The sequence below is a fragment of the Lapidilactobacillus luobeiensis genome, assembly GCF_024345205.1.
Lineage (GTDB): Bacteria > Bacillota > Bacilli > Lactobacillales > Lactobacillaceae > Lapidilactobacillus > Lapidilactobacillus luobeiensis.
In genome coordinates this window covers 54,681-75,094 of sequence record NZ_BROC01000004.1, presented here as the reverse complement: position 1 = coordinate 75,094, position 20,414 = coordinate 54,681, and the positions used below count along the sequence as shown (strand labels likewise).

Genomic DNA, 20,414 nt, shown 5'->3' with positions numbered 1-20,414 from the left:
AGTAAAGAACTCGAGTCTTTCTTCGACTAGTCGAAGCTCCTGATAGATTCTTGTCATTTAGTATCTATCATCCAGCGAATCTTAAATTCCGCTCTATTGGGGTGCTGTCATATAATGATCTGAGTCGTGACACGCTGTGTTTAACAATATTAACTCCGCAAAGCTACAGAAATAGTTTATTGATGATTCTGACTTTGCTCCCGGTGCATACTCGTGTTCTATTTTAAACAGAGCGATTAAAAATCTCGCTATTATTGCAGGATATGGTAGTGGATCCAACTATGATTATGTCATCGATGAGCATGTTGGTACTCCACTCATTCCATATACGACATACTTAAAAGAGTCCCGTGTAAATATCGGAAAGAAAATATCAAAGTATTAAGTCTGGCTATTTGAGAAGACTTTAAACTATTATACTGATATCTCGGGGTCCGATTTGAGAATAGTGGGAACCACTATTGAATGGATAAATACGGGGGATAACGAGCAACTAAATGGGATTAGTGTTTATGGACAGCTTGGACAAAGCGTCCAAGACAGTATGAACAGTGCCAACTTATTGGTGGGGTTTGAGCGTTTCACAGTGTTCCACCTGTGTATCTAGTATGTAAACGAATCCTGACAAAAGAAAAGCGATCAAACTTCACTGAATGCTCAATCGCCTTTTTTCGCTCGATAATTATGGCTAAGTTTCATTGATATAGAACGTTTGGGGGATCGTTCTATGACTATAGTCGGCCATTATCAGATATTAGAATCGCGACAGCTTTAAGATATTTTTAAAACGATTATTAGTCTAGGTGAAAAACTAAATATGGATAAAGAGATTTTGAATCAAATTCCCGATGAATTCATCAAAAACTGAAGTAGTTTAATATTCTAATTGTATGGGCACAATAATGGGAAAATACTATTTTGGTAGAAGAAGTCTATCGTATCAACGGCCGACAGCTGTTTTTGTTCTGTCAATCCTTAATTTGCAAACGATACTCTGGGCAATCACTTAATCCAGTTAAACATTAGCCAAAAAATCTTCGATTTCTTTCTTGGTCCTGAGGATTTCTTGTTCCATGGTCTGGTTGACCGCAGAATTCATCCGGTAACGGGGAATACTGATGCTGAAGGCTCCGTAAAGCTTCTGGCGATAAGTGATCGTGGTCGCGATACAATAAACATCTTCGTCACGTTCGGCGTTATCAAAGGCTAGACCAGTTGTTTGAGCTTGCTCGAGCTGACTTTGTAAGACCGACCTGTCAGTGATCGTGGTGTCAGTTAGGGGGAGTAGTGGGTGTTTGGCGAGGTAGGCTTGCAGGTGGTCCGAACTAAAGGTGCTTAAGATCGCCTTACCCATCCCGGTTGCGTAGAGGGGCGCGTGGACACCGATTTTTGAAGTCATCACGGTAATTGATTTCTTGCCAGAGAATTTATCTAAATAGACCAGTTCCGAATTATCAAGGCCGCCTAAATGGACGGTCTCACCAAATTTATCGCGTAACTTGAGCAGGTAGGGACGGCAGAGGCGAACGATATTGAAATCATTAAGAAAGGCCTCACTATATTTGACTAGCGCTGGCCCGATTTGGTAGCTTTTGTTTCGCTCATCTTTATCAACATAATTCAGTTGTTGTAACGTATCGAGGATCTTTGAAGTCGTTGATCGCGTTAGGCCCGCGATCTCTGCGATCTCCGTCAAAGTATGGGCTTTATTGATCGCGATCGCGTTTAGGATATCATTGGCTTTGAGCAGGACCGTGCCATAAGTGCTCTTCGCTTGTTCCGTCATAATGGTTTTATTCCTTTCAAAATAAACAATTTTGGAGATTAGGTGAAAGCGTTGTATTATCTGGAAAATCGGACTTCAGAAAAAGATTACCCCTTGATTTTCATTTAATAATAGTATATATTGAAGAAGAAATCAAGAAAACCATTTTCTTATATGGAAAACAGGAGGCTATTTTCATGAGTTTTAAGATGGAAACAAGATTTGCACATGCACCAGAGGACATTCAACATTATGATACTGAGAAATTGCGCGAAGAATTTCTTGCGGAAAACTTGTTCACGGCTGGTGATATCAGTTTAGTTTATACCTATAATGATCGGATGATCTTTGGTGGGGTCACACCTGCTGAAGAACCATTAGAAATCAAACTCGACAAGCAATTAGGTGTTGAGTATTTCTTACAACGGCGGGAATTGGGTGTGATCAATATTGGTGGTAATGGCTCGATCACAGTCGATGGCGTTAAAGAACCAATGGTCACTCATGACGGTTATTATGTGGGTGTGGGTGTAAAGCATGTTGAGTTCGCATCTGATGACGCGGCTGAACCAGCTAAATTCTATGTTGTTTCCACACCTGGGACAACGACTTTTCCAAATAAAAAATTACCATTCGCCAATGCGATCGCAATGCCTAAGGGTGATCAGGCGCACATGAATAAGCGGACGATCTACAAGTACATCGACGCGTCACAAATGGATACTTGTCAATTGCAAATGGGCTACACGGTCCTTGAACCAGGAAACTCTTGGAACACAATGCCTGCCCATACCCATGCACGACGGATGGAAACTTACCTTTACATTGAATTCGCTGAGCCAGATACTCGGGTCATTCATTTCTTAGGTAAGCCTGACGAATCAAAACACATTTTCTTGAATCCAGAAGATGCGGTGATCAATCCAAGTTGGTCGATCCATTGTGGTGTCGCAACTGGTAGCTATGCTTTCATCTGGGCAATGTGTGGTGAAAACCAAACTTATGATGATATGGATCAAGTTGAAATGAAGGATTTGAAGTAATTTTTAGCATTACCCAAGTTGTTTGAAATTAAAAAAGAGCAATCGAATGATTTGAATAGCTTGTAATGAAGGACATCATGTTTACCCGCTGCAGTGGTGATCAGGTCATGGCAGAAATGGTTTTTCTCTGTTGGTCCAAGTGTTGACGCTGAGTACTGATGTTCCTTGATTTTGACAAAAAGTGGCTGGGCAAGTTGATGAATGGCTTGCGAACAGATGACAATCAAAGGAGAAAAAATCATGGCGCAATCACCTGAAGAAATTAAGCAAAATGAAGCAGCACTTGATAAATTTACGATGAACGCATTCTCACTAAAGGGTAAGGTTGCGATCGTTACTGGTGGTAACACTGGTTTGGGTCAAGGCTATACTGTTGCATTGGCAGAAGCAGGAGCTGATGTTTTCGTACCGACCTTTGGCACATTAGAATGGGACGAAACTCGTAAAATGGTGGAGAAACGTGGCCGCCGTGTAGAATTTATGGATGTTGATCTGACTGAAGCAGGTATCGCTGAAAAAGTTGTTGCTAAAGCGGTTGAAATTTTTGGTCACATTGATATTTTGATCAATAATGCTGGGATGATCAAACGTAATCCGTTATTGGAATCCAAAGATGAAGATTGGGATCGGGTCATCAATATTAATTTGAACGCGGTCTATCATATGTCGATGGCTGCTGCCAAGGTTTTTGCGGCGCAGAAATCTGGGAAGATCATCAATATCGGTTCCATGCTTTCATTCCAAGGTGGGAAATTCATTCCTTCTTACACTGCTTCGAAACATGCCGTTGCTGGTTTGACTAAGGCGTTTGCTAGTGAGTTAGGCGCTTATAATGTTCAAGTCAACGGGATCGCACCAGGCTATATCAAGACGGCCAATACTGCACCGATCCGTGCGCAAAAGGATCGTAATGATGAGATCTTAGGACGGATCCCCGCTGGTCATTGGGGTGAACCAAGTGAGTTGATGGGTGTCGCTGTCTTCCTAGCAAGTGATGCTTCTAATTACGTTAACGGCTTCTTGTTAGCTGTTGATGGTGGTTATTTAGTTCGTTAATCAAGGGAGATCAAATTATGACAAAAGGTGCAATTTTAAAACAACTTGGCGAAAGCGGGATCGTTGCCGTTATTCGGGCAAGCACAGTTGAACGTAGTGTTGAGGTCGCGGAAGCGTGTGTGGCTGGTGGCGTTAAGGGGATCGAATTGACCTTTACGGTGCCGAATGCGGGTCAGGCGATCGCTAAATTAGTTGAAGAATATGCGGATCGTCCTGATGTTTTGATCGGGGCGGGCACAGTTTTAAGTGATTATGATGCTCATGAAGCCATCAAAGCTGGCGCTAGTTTTATCGTTAGCGCGACTTTTAGTGAATCGGTTGCAGCAGTATGTAATGCAAGTGGGATCAACTATGTTCCTGGTTGCTTTACACCAACAGAAGTTTATCATGCCAAGACTTTCGGGTCTGACTTGATCAAAGTCTTCCCAGCCGGCCTAGTTGGCCCAGCCGTTGTCAAGGATTTCCACGGTCCATTCCCAGACACTGACTTTATGACGACTGGTGGGGTCAGCTTGGACAACCTGACTGATTGGTTTGACGCTGGCGTCTTTGCTGTTGGTGTTGGTGGCAGTTTAGTTGGGAATGATCAAACTGATCTGACGACGATCCAAAGCAATGCAGCTAAGTTCACGGCTAAATATCAGGCATGGCGCGCAAAATAAGCCACACAAGCACCGCTTTTCGGTGTAGATCGAAATTTTCTGACTGATAGTCGATTAGACTAATAGGACTGCCAGCATGGACATGGGCCGCAGTCTTTTGAAAGGAAAGCTGTTGATGGGAAAAGTACTGACTTTCGGTGAAATGATGTTGCGGCTAAAACCCATGGCCAATGATCGTATTCTCCAAACCAATCAATTTCAAGCCAATTATGGTGGTTCTGAAGCTAACGTGGCGGTCTCGCTGTCATTGTTAGGTGACGATGCGGCATTTCTGACGAAGTTCCCGGAGAATCTTTTAGGCGAGGCTGCCTTGGGAACATTGCGTCGCTACGGCGTGGCAACCAATAAAATCTTGCGTGGTGGGCCTCGTTTAGGCATTTACTTTTTTGAAAAAGGCGCAAGTGTTCGCAATACCAATGTTGTTTATGATCGGGCAGGAAGTTCTTTTGCGACGATCCAGGCACAGGAATTGGATTGGTCCGAGCTTTTAAAAGATGTTGATTATTTCTATTTTTCTGGGATCACCCCAGCGATTTCTGCGGAGTTACAACAGGCGGTCTTGTCCGCTTGTCAGTATTGCCAAGCACATCAGATCACGGTTGTCGCCGATATGAACTATCGCGGCAAAATGTGGTCACCGACCAAGGCACAAGCGGTGATGACTGAGCTGATGCAATATGTCAATGTTTGTATCGCCAATGATGAAGATTTTGAAGCTACTTTAGGCATTAAAGCTTTTGATGGCGACATGAGTCGTGGAATCGACCAGAAAGCGAGTTTTGAAGCGGGGATGCGTGAAGTCACCAAGCGCTTTCCTAATTGTCACACAGTTGCCAGCGTGTTACGGAATATCTACTCGGTCGAAGATAGTCTATGGACAGGGTTGATGTTACGCAACGGTCAATTTTATGAAGCGCCGATTTATCACATGCATGTGATGGAAGGTGTTGCATCAGGTGACGCGTTTGCAGCCGGTTTGATCCACGGGATCTTGCATGATTTTGATGATCAGGCGATGTTGAACTACGCGATCGCGGCTAGTGTGTTGAAACTGACGATCAGTGGTGATCTGAACTTGGTTTCGGATGCTGAGATCCGTGCGATCATGGGTCAAGACGCAGGTTCGAGTGTTAGCCGCTGATCTCGTTTTATCTAGGTCGACTAGAACTGACAGCCAAAAAGGCTTGATTATAAAAGAGCAATCACGTTTTTTGTGATTGCTCTTTTTAAATGTGCTGCGTGAGCCTGCTTGTTGTGCTTAACTACACAATTATTCCGGGAGCAAGATGCGCTCCCAAAACAATTGTTAGGTTAATGCTCACAAGCAAACCGGCTCGCTCCGCACTCTGGCCTGAAACGTGCTCACCGACCCAGTGCTTTCAGCTTAGCTACGTAACTGTTCTGGGAGCTAAAACTGGCTCCCAAAACAGTTACTAGGCTAGTGCTCAAGCACTACCCGGGTCGGTTCGCACTCTGGTTAAAGTTCACTAGCACGACTGACTAATTGTAGATTTTGTTGTAATTGGCTTAAGATCGTTTGTCCAAACTTGATTTCGGCTGGCGTACCGATCATATTGAAGCCAATGATCAACTGACCTGAAAAACTACTAAAGGCGGCTTGAAAGGCGGGGGCGATCCGAAAAGAACCAGTGAGTAGGCAACTTGTCACGGTGGTGTCGACAAAGCGTAAGCGAGTTGCGTCAATAATGCCCAGATTTGTATAGCCCACTGGTCGCACTGAATAATTTTGATGAGTGAGTGCTTGTAAGTCGCTGATCTCTGCGGTCTCTGCTAAATCGATCAAATGCTCGATCGATTGGAGGAACTGTTGTTGTTGTTTAAGTGCAGTCATTTGGCGGTGGACCGCTTGGATCGTTTGGGTCAGCGGTCGCGTCGGTTCGTTGGTAAGCGTCAAATTATAACGGGCCGTTGAATTTTGGATCCTTAGTTGTTGGCGCAGCGTTACTGGTAGAAATTGACGCATATCAGTGGGACAGGCCAAGGTGATCTGAGGAACGGCGGCGTAGCTTTGCATCAATTGGCCGAAAACCGCCAATAGGACATCGTTGATCGTAACCTTTTGTTGATGGGCCCAATGCAAAAGCCGTGAACTTTCTAAACTTGAGAGGTGTGTGGCGCCAACGTAATGTGTCCGTGGTCGATCTATTTCAGCTAGACGGGGCAAAGCCAAAGGAATCAGCGGATGATCAGTGGGCCGCAGGGTTTGCGGTGGACGTTGTTGCAGTAAAGCCTTGATGCCCTCGATATCAGTGTGATTCTCCACTGAATCAATAACTGCGGCACCTTCGTTGTAGATTTTGGCGAGGAGATAGAGAAATTGTTTAAAACCGGCGCCGTCAGTCAAAATATGACTGATCACAAAAGTGACACGTTGGCCTGGCGCAGCGGGTTGTAGATAAACATGTAGTTGTGGTCCGGCTTGCAGATCTAATTTCAATTCATCGATATTCTGGTCGGCATCGACTTGGTGAAGTATTCGCTTCGGTTCGAGCACGTCAAGGATCCATTGATTAGTTGTTAGATCATAACCAGCGAAGATCTCGGGAATGACCTGACCGATCGTCTGTAACGCGGCCGCTAATCGGGGCTGGTCAAGAGGCTGACTTAACTTTAGTTGGCAACGAATGATCGGGTAAAGCTGTTCTAGATCGATCGTGTGCAGGATATTGAGTGGTTCACCATTGATTCTTTTATTGGTCATGCGCGCACTTCCTAAAAGAAAATTTGAGTTTTACTAAGCGTGATCCTTACTGGAGAAACCCAAGAGAGATCGAGTCATTTGAAATAGTCAGGGAAAGTTTCAGTTACGATCCGAGTATCTTCATCCACCATATGCAAATGTTTGATCACGATCGCCTCTAGCGCTGGCGCATCGTTTTGTTCCGTGTAATGAACGATTTGAGTATGCTGCTCAATGATTTTGTCCCAGTTCAGTGATTTTACTTCTAACCGTAGGAAGCGGAAACGATCAAATTGTAGATTTAGTGGCTGTAGCCAGCGCCAAATAAATTCTTTCCGCGCAATGGTGTAGAAAAGACGATGAAAATCTTCATCAAGGGCAAAGAAGTTTTCGTAGTCGTTTGACTGAAGATAGACTTTCTGTAATTGCAGGATCTTCTTTAAATCTAACAACTGTGAAGGTGAGGCTAGCGCCGCTGCTTCTTGGCAGACTAATTTCTCAATGTTCTCACGGACAAAACGGGCTTGATAGACCTCGTCCAGATTGATTTTTGAAACGTAAGTGCCGCGTTGGGCGATCACGTCAAAAAGTCCCTCGCGTTGTAGGCGAATGATCGCCTCACGTAATGGGGTAACGCCGACATCTAGCGTCTGGGCCAAATCGTTCTTATTGACTTTACTGCCCGGGAGCAACTCCAGCGAAAGGATCATCTTTTTGATCGCGCTGTAAGCCTCATCCTGATAATTGATTACTTCGACCATGGTTCAACTTCCTTAATCATAGAGTTGATATATTACTATACTATTTTAACAGATGAGTCAAGATTAAGATATTTAATGAGAAAAGTCTAGTATATTAGCTAAAAAAGAAACTTTGCTGATTAACCATTGACAGCGATTACAATCAATGGTATTTTTAAGTTGAAATCTGATATATTACTATATTAGAGATGGCGTTTAATAAAGAGAGGAGCAACAAAATGGTCAAGTTAACGGATGACTATTTGCAACAACCAGAATTATTTGCCCAAGCTAAGATCAATGTGCCTCAATATGATCAGCAAAAAATGGTCGAGCAGACTGATGCTGATCCTATTTGGGTCCATTTTGGCGGCGGTAATCTTTTCCGCTGTTTCCATGCCAAAATCGCTCAAGATCTATTAAATAAGGGAGCGTTGACCTCAGGGATCATTGTCGCAGAAACTTACGACGATGGGGTGATCACGCAAGCGTATCATCCTTATGCGAATCGAATGTTACAAGTGATCATGAAAGCACCCCAAAATGAAATGAATTTGATTGCTAGTGTCGCGCAAAGTATCTATTATAACCGCGATGATCCCCAGGGCTGGGATGATCTCAAAGCAATCTTCCAGCGGCCGTCGCTTCAAATGGTAACAATGTCGATCACTGAGAAAGGATATCAACTAACTGATATTCATGGTGCACTGACGGCTGCTGCGCAGACGGATATCGAAGAAGGTCCAGATTCGGCTAGCACCAATATGGGCGCGATTGCGCGATTGTTACTGGCGCGTTTCCAACATGGCGCTTATCCATTAGCGTTGGTCAGCACCGATAATTTCTCTGAAAATGGTCGGCGTTTCCAAAATGGTATTTTGACGATCGCGACTGGTTGGGTCAAAAACGGTCAAGCGCCGCAAGCGTTTCTGACTTATCTGAACGATCCTACTAAAATCACTTTTCCATGGTCGATGATCGACCGGATCACTCCTAATCCTGCCGAAAATGTTGCCGCTCAGCTTACTAAAGCCGGTTTTGAAGATACAACGATCATTCATACGGCTAAACACACCAATATCGCGCCTTTTGGCAATACTGAGGAAACGCATTACTTGGTTATCGAAGATGCATTTCCAAATGGTCGGCCACCATTAGAAGAAGCTGGCGTGATCCTAACTGATCGCGAGACTGTTAATGACGCTGACCAAATGAAAGTGACTGCTTGCTTGAATCCTTTACACACTGCCTTAGCGATTTTTGGCTCATTATTGGGTTACACATCGATCGCCGCAGAGATGACTGACCCAGATCTAGTTGCTTTGATCAAGCAATTGGGTTATCAGGAAGATCTGCCCGTGGTCAAGGATCCTAAAATTATCGATCCACGAAAGTTTATTGATGAAGTTATTACTAAGCGCTTGCCCAACAAGAATATCCCTGATACGCCTCAGCGGATCGCTAGTGATACATCACAGAAATTAGCGATTCGTTATGGTGTGACCTTGAGTCATTATCTGGCGGAAAAAGCGGACTTGAGTCAATTGAAAGCAATCCCACTGATTTTAGCCGGTTGGTGTCGTTATTTGTTGGCTTTGGATGATCAGGGCCAACCATTCGAGCCGAGTCGTGATCCACTTTTAGCGGAATTACAACAAGGGCTAGTCGGTCTGGGGTTTGGAGCAGATCCGGTGGTGATCCATCAGGCTCTGCAGCCTATTTTGACTAATCAACAGATTTTTGGTCATGATCTTTATCAGATCGGTCTCGGTGAGACAGTTGAATCACTTTTTCAGAAAATGATCGCCGGACCTGGTGCGGTCAAACAAACAATCAAAGAAGTCGTGGAGGTAGGTTAAATGGCAGAAATCAAAATGGGTTTTCGTTGGTATGGTGCGCAAGATGATCCGATCAAGCTACAACAGATCCGACAGATACCTGGGACAAGTCAAGTTGTTGGTGCGTTGTTCGATGTACCCGTAGGTGAAGTTTGGCCTAAAGAAAAAATCGCCGCATTAAAAGCAGAGGTCGAAGCTGCGGGATTAAAGTTGGAAGTGATCGAGTCAGTCAATATCCATGATGATATCAAGATCGGTCTACCAACACGTGACCGTTATATCGAGAATTATAAAACAACGATCCGCAATCTCGCAGAATATGGTATCAAGGTCATTTGCTATAATTTTATGCCGATTTTTGACTGGTTGCGAACAGATCTCCATTATCAATTAGCAGATGGGTCAAACGTCCTCTGCTTTGAAGCGGACAAATTGGCGGCGGATCCTCAAGAGATCATTGATAGTGTTAAAAATAATTCTCAAGGCTATGTTTTGCCTGGATGGGAACCTGAACGTTTAGCCACGATCCAACGATTATTTAAGGCTTATGCCGAAGTTGACGAGGCCAAACTTTCTGAGAATTTGAAGTATTTCTTAGACGCGATCATTCCGGTCTGTGAGGAATGTGATGTTCGGATGGCGATGCATCCCGATGATCCACCACGTCCTTTATTCGGTTTACCACGGATCTATAAAAACCGGGACGACATGGTCAAAATCGAAGAGATGCATGAATCTCGTTACAATGGTTTTACGATTTGTACAGGTAGCCTAGGTGAGAATCCGCAAAATGATGTTCCTGAGATCATTCGCGAATTCGTTAAAAAGGATCGGGCGCCATTCATCCACCTGCGGAATATCAAGTTTATGGAACATGGCGATTTCCATGAGGCGGCACACTTGTCCAGTGAAGGATCACTTGATATGTATGAGATCATGAAGGCCCTGCATGATACTGACTTTGTTGGTTATGTTCGGCCAGACCATGGTCGCAATATTTGGGGCGAGGATGGTCGCCCTGGTTATGGGTTATATGACCGTGCCTTAGGTATCACCTATTTAAATGGTTTGTGGGAAGCGCTGGAAAAGGCCGATCAAGCCTGATCAATGGCGCGAGCGCACTGGGATTTTTAAGCAATGATCTAATCACAAAAATCAATTGATGAGTTGCAAGCACATTTGACATCTGCATTGAAACATCATTGAAATCAGTCAAAGGGAGTTACAGTCATGGAACTTGAAAAGCTTTTAAATGTTGTTAAAGAGATTTTAGCGAGTCAAGGCGATTATTCACAATTAAGTGAATCACAAGTGTATCAGCCTTCGATCCAAGTAGACCGGCGGAATGTTTACTTCATCTTACATGAAGGTCTAGAGAAAGAATTGGTGGTTTATGAAGACCGTCATTCGATCGGCGATTTTGAAGCCGCAACCGAACTGATCGATCAAGATAAAGCCTTGATCGTCGGCCCCTTGAGTGAGCTGAATAATGAGGCCTTAGCCGCTCGTTTTGCTTGGATCAAACCAACTTCTCGTCACGGTTATAAGTATACGTTTGGCTTAGGCGATCGTTTAGGCTCGGCTTCTAATGCACATTTGCGCCTATTCAAGGGCCGGGGGATCTTTCCGGTTTTAGCACAACAATCGATTCGAGAATTACTGCTGACGAACCGCACGGAAACTGATGTTCTATTGTCAGCATCGTGGGCCGTCTTTGAAGAGGGGTACCAAGATGGCTGGGGCGCGGATGGCGACCATGTCAAGAATCCTTACGAAGTCGATTATGCAGTCAAGACTGGCTGTACGATGATCACGTTGGACTGTACTGAGAAGATCCATAACGAGATCGCGGACTTGTCCGAGGCGGAGTTGGATGCGGCTTATCATGAACTGGACGCTGAAACGCGGGCTTATTTCAATGATACTTATTTGAACCAAACTTTCGCTGTTGGTGCTGATCTGGCCGTTCATTTTGGTAAAAAAGAGTTGGAACAATCCGTCCTGATCTTCAATGATGCGATCCTTTACGCCGAATATATCTATCACGAATTCGTGGTACCTTACAACCTAGACTTTGAAATCTCAATGGATGAAACAATTGTCCCAACTACCCCTGAGAACCATTATTTCTTTGCCAACGAGTTGAAGACCAAAGAAATCACACCAGAGACATTAGCGCCTAAATTCTATGGCGAGTTCCAAAAAGCAATCGATTATATTGGCGACCTTGATCGTTTCGAACGGGAATATCGGGTCCACGAAGCCATCGCTGAACATTTCGGGTATCGCTTGAGTATCCATTCTGGATCAGATAAACTTTCTGTCTATCCGATCATCGGCTCAGTTTCCCACGATCACGGTTGGCACGTTAAAACAGCTGGGACGAATTGGTTGGAAGCTTTACGGGTCGTTGCTAAGGTCGATCCTGAATTTATGATCGAACTTTATCGCTTTGCCTTCGAGAATTTAGATGATGTGAAGTCCTTCTATGTTTTCCATGCAACTCAAGAAAACTCACCGAAACCTGATCAAGTTACGATCGCCAATGTTGCCGATCTCCTTGAAGATGATAATGCTCGGCAGGTTTTGCATACGATGTATGGCTCGATTCTCAATGTTCAAAAGAGTTATCATTATGTTTACCGTGATCGTTTCTTCAAATTATTACGGGAACACCAGGCTGAATATGATGCTTGTTTGAATAAGCATATTGCTGAACACCTTGACCTGCTCCAAGGCTTGGCGAAGTCGAAGGCTGAAGTCAAAGCCAAGTACGGTGAAAAATAAGGAGGTTTCGAGATGAGTTTTTTAGATAGTGATTTCTTACTGGAAACAACGGCTGCAAAACGATTGTTTCATGATTATGCTGAAGAGATGCCGATCATTGATTTTCATTGTCATTTAAATCCAGAGGAGATTTATCAGAATAAGAATTACCAAAACATCACACGGATCTGGCTGAATGAAGGCACTTATGGCGATCACTATAAATGGCGCTTGATGCGTGCCAATGGTGTTCCTGAAGAGCTGATCACCGGAGATGGTGATGATTACGAGAAGTTCATTGCTTGGGCCAAAACGATCGAGAAATCAATTGGGAACCCACTTTACGAGTGGACTCATTTGGAATTGCGGCGCTTCTTTGGCATCAATGATGTTTTTAGCGCGGCGACAGCGCCAGCGATTTGGCGCAAGGCCAACGCGCTCTTAGCAACGGATGATTTCAAGCCGCGGTCATTGATCAGGAATTCGAAGGTCAAGGTTGTTTGTACCACCGATGATCCGGCCTCTGATCTTCATTATCATCAACTCCTCAAAGCTGAAGAAAACAAAAATGGTTTTAAAGTTCTGCCAGCAATGCGACCAGATCAAGCTATCCACCTGGAAAAAACCAGTTACGATCAATATTTACAGGAATTGGGTCAGATTTCTGGGATCGAGATCAAAGATTTTAAGAGTTTGATTGCAGCGTTACGGCAACGTTTCGAGTATTTTAGTACGATGGGTGGTCGCTTATCAGATCATTCCTTGGAAACTTTCCATTTCATTGAGGCGACTGAGGACCAATTGAATCAGATCATGGCCAAAGCACGTGCCAATGAAGCGTTGACACAGCGGGAACAAGATCAGTACGTGACTATGTTGATCGAGAATTTAATGGCACTGAACAACGAATTTGATTGGACGATGCAGTTCCATATCAATTCGGCCCGTAATTTAAACCAGATCATGTTTGCTAAGATCGGCGCAGATACGGGTTATGACGCGATGGGTGCACAACCGGATATTGTTGTTGAAATGCAACAGTTGTACTACCATGCCTGCGCTCAGAATACGATTCCTAAAACAATTTTTTATTCATTGAATCCAAATGATTGGCTAGCTTTGACCACAATGATGCAATCATTCCAAGGCAAAGGTGTTCAACGACTACAGCTAGGCGCTGCTTGGTGGTTCAATGATACTGCGGAAGGGATGACGCAACAATTGACAACGTTTGCGGAACAAAGTCTTTTGCCAAACTTTGTCGGTATGCTGACTGATTCACGGAGCTTCTTGTCTTATCCACGGCATGAATATTTCCGACGGGTCCTGTGTAACTATTTAGGCCACTTAGTCGCTCAAGGACGTGTTCCTGAAGATTATGCAACCCTAGGTAAGATCGTTCAAGATATCAGTTACAACAACGCCCATGATTACTTTGGTTTCTTTGCTGAGTAAGCGATTGAATTGATTAGCTAAATCATAAAATTTGCCAATTCACAATATCTGAATTGGCATTTTTTGATTGTTTTAGGAGGAGAAATAAATGATCGAACGAATCAAGGCAGGTCCAATTGTAGGTGTCAAAATCGCACCTGCAACATTAAGCAGCAGTCAAGTCACCCTGATCTGGGATCGACCGCAAGAACAGGGGATCCAAGGCTATCAGGTCTGGCAAGACGAGAAAATGATCGAGCGGCGTTCCCCAAATCAAACCCATGTGACAGTGAGTTCCCTCAAGCCAGAAACAAGCTATTTCTTCAAAGTCGTTGTTCTATTGGAACATCAGCTTACCAAGATCATTGGTACGGTCACCGTTACGACGATGGCGAAGGAAGTCGTTTTCGATGTGACTCAAGCACCCTATAACGCCGACAAAACTGGGAAAACAGTCTGCACGGAGGTGATTCAACAAGCAATCAATGACTGCCCGCCCTTGGGGATCGTATACTTACCAAAGGGCGCAACAGTCCTGAGTGGCGCGCTAGAATTAAAAGACGACTTAACGTTACAGATCGATGGCACCTTGAACGGTAGCCTAGATCCACTGGATTATTTAGTCAAAGCTGGAGATCCTGCTTTTAAAGGACAGGCTAACGCAGAGGGCTTAGTCCGTTCACGCTATGAGGGCTGGGAAATGTACTGCTACCGAAGTTTGATCAATGCTGGGTATCTTGATCCTAACGACCGAAGCAAGATGGTTTGTCACAATGTTCGTGTGTGTGGTTCTGGCGTGATTCATGGTGGTGGGACTGCGCTGGGCGAGGCGATGAAATCCGGGTACACTGATTTAGAAAAGTACCCTCAATATCTGTCAGATAATATTCCAGGTCGGCGAGTGCGGGGACGGCTGCTTAGTTTTGTTCAATGCCAGAATGTCCATTTGACTGGGGTAACAATTGAAAACCCATCAAGCTGGACTGTCCATTTAGTTTATTGCGATACGGTCACGACTAACGGGGTTTCAATTAATTCTCGAGGTATTGATAATGGTGATGGTTGGGATCCGGATTCAACGCGAAATGCAATGATTTTTGATACTTCTTTCGACACAGGTGATGACTGTATTGCCATTAAATCTGGTAAAAATCCTGAAGGTAACGAGATCGGGATCCCCACCGAAAATGTACGTATTTTTGATTTAAAGATGTTGGGTGGGCATGGGCTGGCCATCGGGAGTGAAATGTCCGGAGGTGTCGCAGATGTCCAGATCCATGATTGTTTGATCCAAGGCACGAATTATGGCATTGAGCTGAAAGCCCACAATGATCGTGGCGGGTATATCAGGAATTTTACTGCAACTCATTGCCTGATCGATTCTTTTGAAGCGCAGAGCGTTGATTATAATTCGGATGGTACTGCCGCCAAGGAGCTACCAGTCTTTGCCGACATTAGCTTAGTTGACTGTCAAATCACAGGAAAACAACAAGCGATCACCTTGATCGGTTTTTCTGATCAACAGAATCACCGTAAAGGCTATTTGGAACGGATCTTATTGAAGAACCTGACACTAAGCGCACCAACAGCCGCTGCGCCTTTGCGACTTCATTTCGAGCGCTGTGCTGGTCTAAAAATCGAGCATGTTCATTTGGCGTCTCCGGCCAAGTTCTCAATCGATCTGCAGGATGTTCACGGCCTCCAAATAACGGATTTGGTGGAGGTGGAGTAAGACGCTCATTTTCAAACATTGATAGAAATGGAGAATAATTCATTTCAAAAACAGCTGGACATTTTGACGAGGCTGCTGAAAAACTAAATCGCTGAATTTCGGCTCGCCTCCTAGAGACAAAAACGGCCATCAAAGTGAGTACTACTCGCCACTTTGATGGCTATTTCTGTATACTTTTTGGGATGTCACTGTGACGATTTGATAAATCAACGACTTTTTTCAGCGGCCTCCATTTTGACCTAGCTGTTTTTTTGAAATGTCGGATAACGATGATTGGGTTTGGCTATAACGATTGTTTTTAGGATTTGTGAGTAGTTCCGTGACGTGTTTTGCCGATTTTTGTTAAGAAAAAACCGTCATTTTCTTCAAGAGAAAAGTTAACGGATAGACTAAAGAAGATGGCTATAGCGGGTATCCTTACGGAAAACATCAGGAAAGCGCTTTATTATTGACCTTTTTCGACAACTTTTAGATAGTAAAAATCGGCTTTTAAAGGAAAGAGCATGATACTATTATGTTGTCAGATATTTAAAGAGAGGAGTCTTAAAGATTTGTTGACGAATGGAGCAGATCAAGTGCTCTTAGAAGAAGATCTCAACATTGAACATAAAATCAGTACAGATCACAAAATGGATCGTCCACATTTTCACGACGGATTTGAAATTCACTTCACACTAAACGATGACACGTTCTATTATGTCGATGAACGAAAGTATCGTGGTGATACTGGAGCAATTGCTCTTTTTAATTCGCAAGAGATCCATCGGGTCGTGATTGAAGAGGGGATTCGTTATGAACGTTACTATATCCTATTCAAACCGCGATTCATTGAATTCGCAGTGTCAGAGTATCCGGATTTATTGCGCATTTTCATGGATCATCGAAAAAATAATAATAACGTGATCCAATTACAAAATGAAGATATTAAAAAAATCACTAGGTTGTTTGATGAATTGCTTTTTCTAAAAAAAGCGGACGATCTATTTTTACAAGAGCTAAAAATAAAACTTAAGTTGATCGAAATCATTCTCTTCATTAACGATTCCGTTTCGACTGGCAATGTTTACAAAAATAGTATTTCGTATAATAAGGATAACGAAATTCGGGATATTACTAAATATATCAAGGCTCACTATTCTGAACGAATAAATTTGGAAGATATCAGTAACGAATTTTTTATCAGTAAATCAACTTTAGTGCGGATTTTCAAGAATAATATGGGGATGACGCCCAACGATTATCTGAGTTATATTCGTATAATGGAGTCACGTAAATTTTTGAAAAGAGGTTATCCCGTCAAGGATATTGCTGAAAAAGTTGGGTATGCGGATGATTCAACATTTATTAAAAAGTTTAAGAAAATAAAAGGTCTGACACCGAAACAATACGCTCTACAAGAAATGAATAACGATTATTAACCGATTTAGGAGTGCAAAAGTGACACAAATCAATCAGCAAATTATAAACCAAAAAATCCGATTAGTTCAAAATAAAATGGCAGCGCTGTCACTTGAGGATAATGATCTGGATATAGCAAACTTTGATAATGATCCAAATAACCGAAAAAAAGGCTTCTTTTCTCGTGATTTTGGTATGGAACACTGGGATTGGCCCCAAGGTGTCGCGTTATTTGGCATGGATCGTGATTCAAACGAAAACCAAGCTTATATTAAGGCTTGGACAGAAGCCGAGATAAAAAAAGGGCTACCTTTGAAGAATGTCAATACAGTTTGTCCGCTACTGACGATTTGCGATTTTCCAGAATATCAAGATTTATCGCTAGAGTGGATGGCAGCAATCAGCAAAGACTTTACTCGGACATTAGAGAATGGCATTGAACATACCACATCAGGTATCGACAAGGCACATATCAAAAGAAATGAGAATCAAATTTGGGTCGATACACTATTTATGACGATTCTATTTGTTGCGAAAATGGGGAAAAAGTATCAACGAAAAGACTGGATCGACTTAGCAATCTATCAGTTCTTGTTGCACACGAAGTATTTGATCGATCCCCGTTCACATTTGGCTTATCACGGTTGGAATTTTAAATCGCAATCTGCTTATGGGTGCAATTATTGGTGTCGTGGCAATAGCTGGATCACATTATCAATCCCGTTACTAAATGAAATTCTGGGAACGGATCTGACGGGTGCAGATAAGGAATATTTAAACGCTATTTTTAACAACCAGGTTGAGAGTTTACAACGGCTTCAAGATCGAACGGGATTGTGGCATACGATTTTGGATGATGAAACATCTTATCTAGAAAGCTCTGGTTCGGCCGGGATTTTGGCTGGTTTATTAATTGGTATCGATCAAGGACTGGTAGATTACGCGGACTATCAAACCGTAGTTGAAAGAGGAATCGCCGGCTTGATCGATCAAATCGATGCGAACGGCGCCGTAGCAAATGTTTCGGCGGGAACACCGATCAGTGATCAGCGTGAGGATTATAAGAAAATTATTCGCACACCGATGGTTTATGGTCAAGCGTTGACGTTATTGGCCTTAAAGGAATACCTGAAAATCTCGAGGGATCTTGGATGATAGCGTTTCTACTCTATTTAAGTCCCGCGCTTGGTTGGGGTCTGATGCCGATCAGTGCCAAAAAATGTGGGGGCAACCCGCGTCAACAATTATTAGGAACAACGATTTCCGCTTTCATAATCGCAATGATCATTAGCCTTATTTTTCAAATAACTTTCTCTTGGGTACAAGTCATTGTTTCACTCCTATCCGGGTTTTGTTGGGGACTAGGGCAACTATTCCAGTTTATCGCGCTTCGTGAAGGCGATGTTTCTGTTATCATGCCTTTCTCGAGTGGGAGTCAATTGGTGTTTACCACATTAGCTTCGGGGTTACTTTTGGGGGAATGGCGGGGGGCAGCAAATATTAGTCTGGCTCTGTTGGCCGTGTTGCTTGCGGTCGTTGGCGTTGTCCTCATCTCAAAAAGTGATCAAGGAAAAAGAATCGAATTAAAAGATTTGGCCATCGTTCTTTTATCATCGTTGTTTCTATGTGCCTATGCGACTATCACGAAGTTTTTCAAAATCCCCAGTGCACAAATATTCTTGCCGCAGGCGTTAGGGATGTTAACGATCAGTCTGGGATTGTTCTTTTTAGATAAAGAACAACGCACCACTCATTTCGTTAAAACTAATTTGTTGACTGGCCTCTTATGGGGGATCGCCAACTTTGGCCTCTTTTATTCTGCCAACCGGATCGGGATGAGTTTGGCTTATACGATTTCTCAGTTTTGCTTAGTTATCACGATTTTTAGTGGCATTTTAGTTCTAAAAGAATCAAAAACTAGAAATGAATTGGTTCATATTTTGATTGGGATCGTTTTGTTTATTCTGGCAATTACTTTATTAAGTAGTTTAAGTTAAAAAATGGAGGGCTCAAAAATGAAAAAAGGTTTCGGTATTGGTTTAGCCATGGCTCTGAGCTTATTGCTTGTTGGTTGTGGGAACGGTGCAGGTGCGAAAAAGTCAGACACCGTTAGGTTATTTGTTTCTGGAGATACATCTGAAGGCAATGCCTACTCAAAGATGGCTAAAAAGTACGAAAAAGAGACTGGTATCAAAGTCGAAGTTACGGACGTCCCTTATGCGGATTTAACAACTAAAGTTACGAAAGCGGTTCAGTCCAATGATGCACCAGATGTCGCTCGAGTTTCTGGTGTTCAGCCTGATTGGGCAGATTATCTAGTTGATTTAACCTCTGTTGCTAAATCGGCAGGAACACTTGACTCAATGACGATTCGTGATAAGAACGATAAAGTAAAAGCTTTGCCAACCGATGTAACTGCAGTTGGTATGTTTATCAATGCTGACCTGTTTAAAAAGGCAGGCGTAAGTTATCCAACATCCGAAAAAGATATTTGGACTTGGGATGAGTTCATCGAAAAAGCAAATCAAGTAAAAGCAAAAACTAATGCGAAATATAGCATGGTGATGGATGGATCAGATCATCGTTTACGAGCATTTACGTATCAGTATGGCGGAAAAGATTTCTTCTTAAATTCAAAAAAGACGTCATATAAAACAGATCAAGCAACAATCACTGCACTTAAAAAATTTGTTGAATTGAATAATGAAGGCTTTATGCCAAAATCTGTTTGGACATCTAATGAAGATGCTGCATCACTCTTCAAGAGCGGCCAAATTCCAGCATATTACTCTGGTAGCTGGCAGATAGCTGATTTCTCAAAGAATATTGATTTTGATTGGAAAGCAGTATATATGCCATATGAAAAAACTCGGGCTACAAACATGGGTGGTAACTTCCTGGTAGCATTTAAAAATAGTGCTAATAGTACTGGTGGTAAAAAGTTCGTTAAATGGTTATATAAGAAAGAAAATTACAAACAATTGTGTCAATATGCGGGTTATATCCCTGCCGTAAAGAATTTGGACATTAAGTATAAGAACGGACAGGCTGCTTATGATGTTTATAATCAAGAAATTGCAGCGGCAGCGGAACCAATCAGTGGGAAGCAAACTACTGATCAAGTTACTATGACGATGAAAGGATACAAAGGGTTAACCGGTGCATATCGAGATTCAATGGTCAAGGTTCTTAATAAAGAAATTTCTCTTGATGATGCTATCAAAGACACCATTAAAGATTACAATGATGGTTATGCGAAAAAGTAATATATGAAGTTAT

General features: G+C 42.9%; 16 protein-coding genes. 13 read left to right on the top strand and 3 right to left on the bottom strand.

What is annotated here, in order from left to right; translation table 11 throughout:
- Positions 1-1,015 precede the first annotated feature (1,015 nt).
- Positions 1,016-1,786 carry an IclR family transcriptional regulator gene (locus tag OCU21_RS02285; protein ID WP_261805887.1) on the bottom strand — a complete coding sequence of 257 codons (771 nt, stop codon included), beginning with the start codon at positions 1,784-1,786 and terminating at the stop codon, positions 1,016-1,018.
- A 176-nt stretch (positions 1,787-1,962) separates the two neighbouring features.
- Here OCU21_RS02285 and kduI point away from each other — a divergent pair, with 176 nt between their 5' ends.
- The 4 genes from kduI (at position 1,963) to OCU21_RS02265 (ending at position 5,667) form a co-directional block, all read left to right on the top strand.
- A complete protein-coding gene (kduI, locus tag OCU21_RS02280) occupies positions 1,963-2,808 on the top strand; it encodes a 5-dehydro-4-deoxy-D-glucuronate isomerase (protein ID WP_261805886.1) in 846 nt (281 codons plus the stop codon).
- A 240-nt stretch (positions 2,809-3,048) separates the two neighbouring features.
- Positions 3,049-3,864 (top strand): 2-dehydro-3-deoxy-D-gluconate 5-dehydrogenase KduD, encoded by an 816-nt coding sequence (gene kduD, locus OCU21_RS02275; RefSeq protein WP_261805885.1) that lies wholly within the window; start codon positions 3,049-3,051, stop codon positions 3,862-3,864.
- A gap of 17 nt (positions 3,865-3,881) precedes the next feature.
- Positions 3,882-4,526 (top strand): bifunctional 2-keto-4-hydroxyglutarate aldolase/2-keto-3-deoxy-6-phosphogluconate aldolase, encoded by a 645-nt coding sequence (locus tag OCU21_RS02270; protein ID WP_261805884.1) that lies wholly within the window; start codon positions 3,882-3,884, stop codon positions 4,524-4,526.
- Between the two features lie 115 nt (positions 4,527-4,641).
- On the top strand, positions 4,642-5,667 hold the full coding sequence (locus OCU21_RS02265; protein ID WP_261805883.1) for a sugar kinase: 1,026 nt from the start codon (positions 4,642-4,644) through the stop codon (positions 5,665-5,667).
- Positions 5,668-6,003: 336 nt separating this feature from the next.
- Here the strand turns inward: OCU21_RS02265 and OCU21_RS02260 are convergent, their stop codons facing one another.
- The gene (locus tag OCU21_RS02260) at positions 6,004-7,248 is read right to left on the bottom strand and encodes a hypothetical protein (RefSeq protein ID WP_261805882.1); all 1,245 of its coding nucleotides are present in this window, start codon (positions 7,246-7,248) and stop codon (positions 6,004-6,006) included.
- 74 nt (positions 7,249-7,322) lie between these two features.
- Positions 7,323-7,988: a GntR family transcriptional regulator gene (locus OCU21_RS02255; RefSeq protein WP_261805881.1), complete on the bottom strand. Its 666-nt coding sequence runs from the start codon at positions 7,986-7,988 to the stop codon at positions 7,323-7,325.
- Between the two features lie 218 nt (positions 7,989-8,206).
- Here OCU21_RS02255 and OCU21_RS02250 point away from each other — a divergent pair, with 218 nt between their 5' ends.
- The 9 genes from OCU21_RS02250 to OCU21_RS02210 all read left to right on the top strand — a co-directional run bounded on the left by OCU21_RS02250 (position 8,207) and on the right by OCU21_RS02210 (position 20,401).
- Positions 8,207-9,826: a mannitol dehydrogenase family protein gene (locus tag OCU21_RS02250; protein ID WP_261805880.1), complete on the top strand. Its 1,620-nt coding sequence runs from the start codon at positions 8,207-8,209 to the stop codon at positions 9,824-9,826.
- Positions 9,827-10,909, top strand: coding sequence for a mannonate dehydratase (gene uxuA / locus OCU21_RS02245; RefSeq protein ID WP_261805879.1), 1,083 nt, complete (start codon positions 9,827-9,829; stop codon positions 10,907-10,909).
- A 126-nt stretch (positions 10,910-11,035) separates the two neighbouring features.
- Positions 11,036-12,592 carry a tagaturonate epimerase family protein gene (locus tag OCU21_RS02240; protein WP_261805878.1) on the top strand — a complete coding sequence of 519 codons (1,557 nt, stop codon included), beginning with the start codon at positions 11,036-11,038 and terminating at the stop codon, positions 12,590-12,592.
- Between the two features lie 12 nt (positions 12,593-12,604).
- Positions 12,605-14,026 carry a glucuronate isomerase gene (gene uxaC, locus OCU21_RS02235; protein ID WP_261805877.1) on the top strand — a complete coding sequence of 474 codons (1,422 nt, stop codon included), beginning with the start codon at positions 12,605-12,607 and terminating at the stop codon, positions 14,024-14,026.
- 88 nt (positions 14,027-14,114) lie between these two features.
- Complete coding sequence (locus OCU21_RS02230) at positions 14,115-15,737, top strand: glycosyl hydrolase family 28 protein (protein WP_261805876.1); 1,623 nt, start codon at positions 14,115-14,117, stop codon at positions 15,735-15,737.
- 551 nt (positions 15,738-16,288) lie between these two features.
- Positions 16,289-17,155 (top strand): AraC family transcriptional regulator, encoded by an 867-nt coding sequence (locus OCU21_RS02225; protein WP_261805875.1) that lies wholly within the window; start codon positions 16,289-16,291, stop codon positions 17,153-17,155.
- A 19-nt stretch (positions 17,156-17,174) separates the two neighbouring features.
- Positions 17,175-18,290 carry a glycoside hydrolase family 88/105 protein gene (locus tag OCU21_RS02220; RefSeq protein ID WP_261805874.1) on the top strand — a complete coding sequence of 372 codons (1,116 nt, stop codon included), beginning with the start codon at positions 17,175-17,177 and terminating at the stop codon, positions 18,288-18,290.
- Complete coding sequence (locus OCU21_RS02215) at positions 18,287-19,132, top strand: GRP family sugar transporter (protein WP_261805873.1); 846 nt, start codon at positions 18,287-18,289, stop codon at positions 19,130-19,132. The genes OCU21_RS02220 and OCU21_RS02215 overlap by 4 nt, the downstream gene beginning before the upstream one ends.
- Positions 19,133-19,150: 18 nt before the next feature.
- Positions 19,151-20,401, top strand: a complete 1,251-nt coding sequence (locus OCU21_RS02210) for an ABC transporter substrate-binding protein (protein WP_261805872.1) — start codon at positions 19,151-19,153, stop codon at positions 20,399-20,401.
- Positions 20,402-20,414 lie beyond the last annotated feature (13 nt).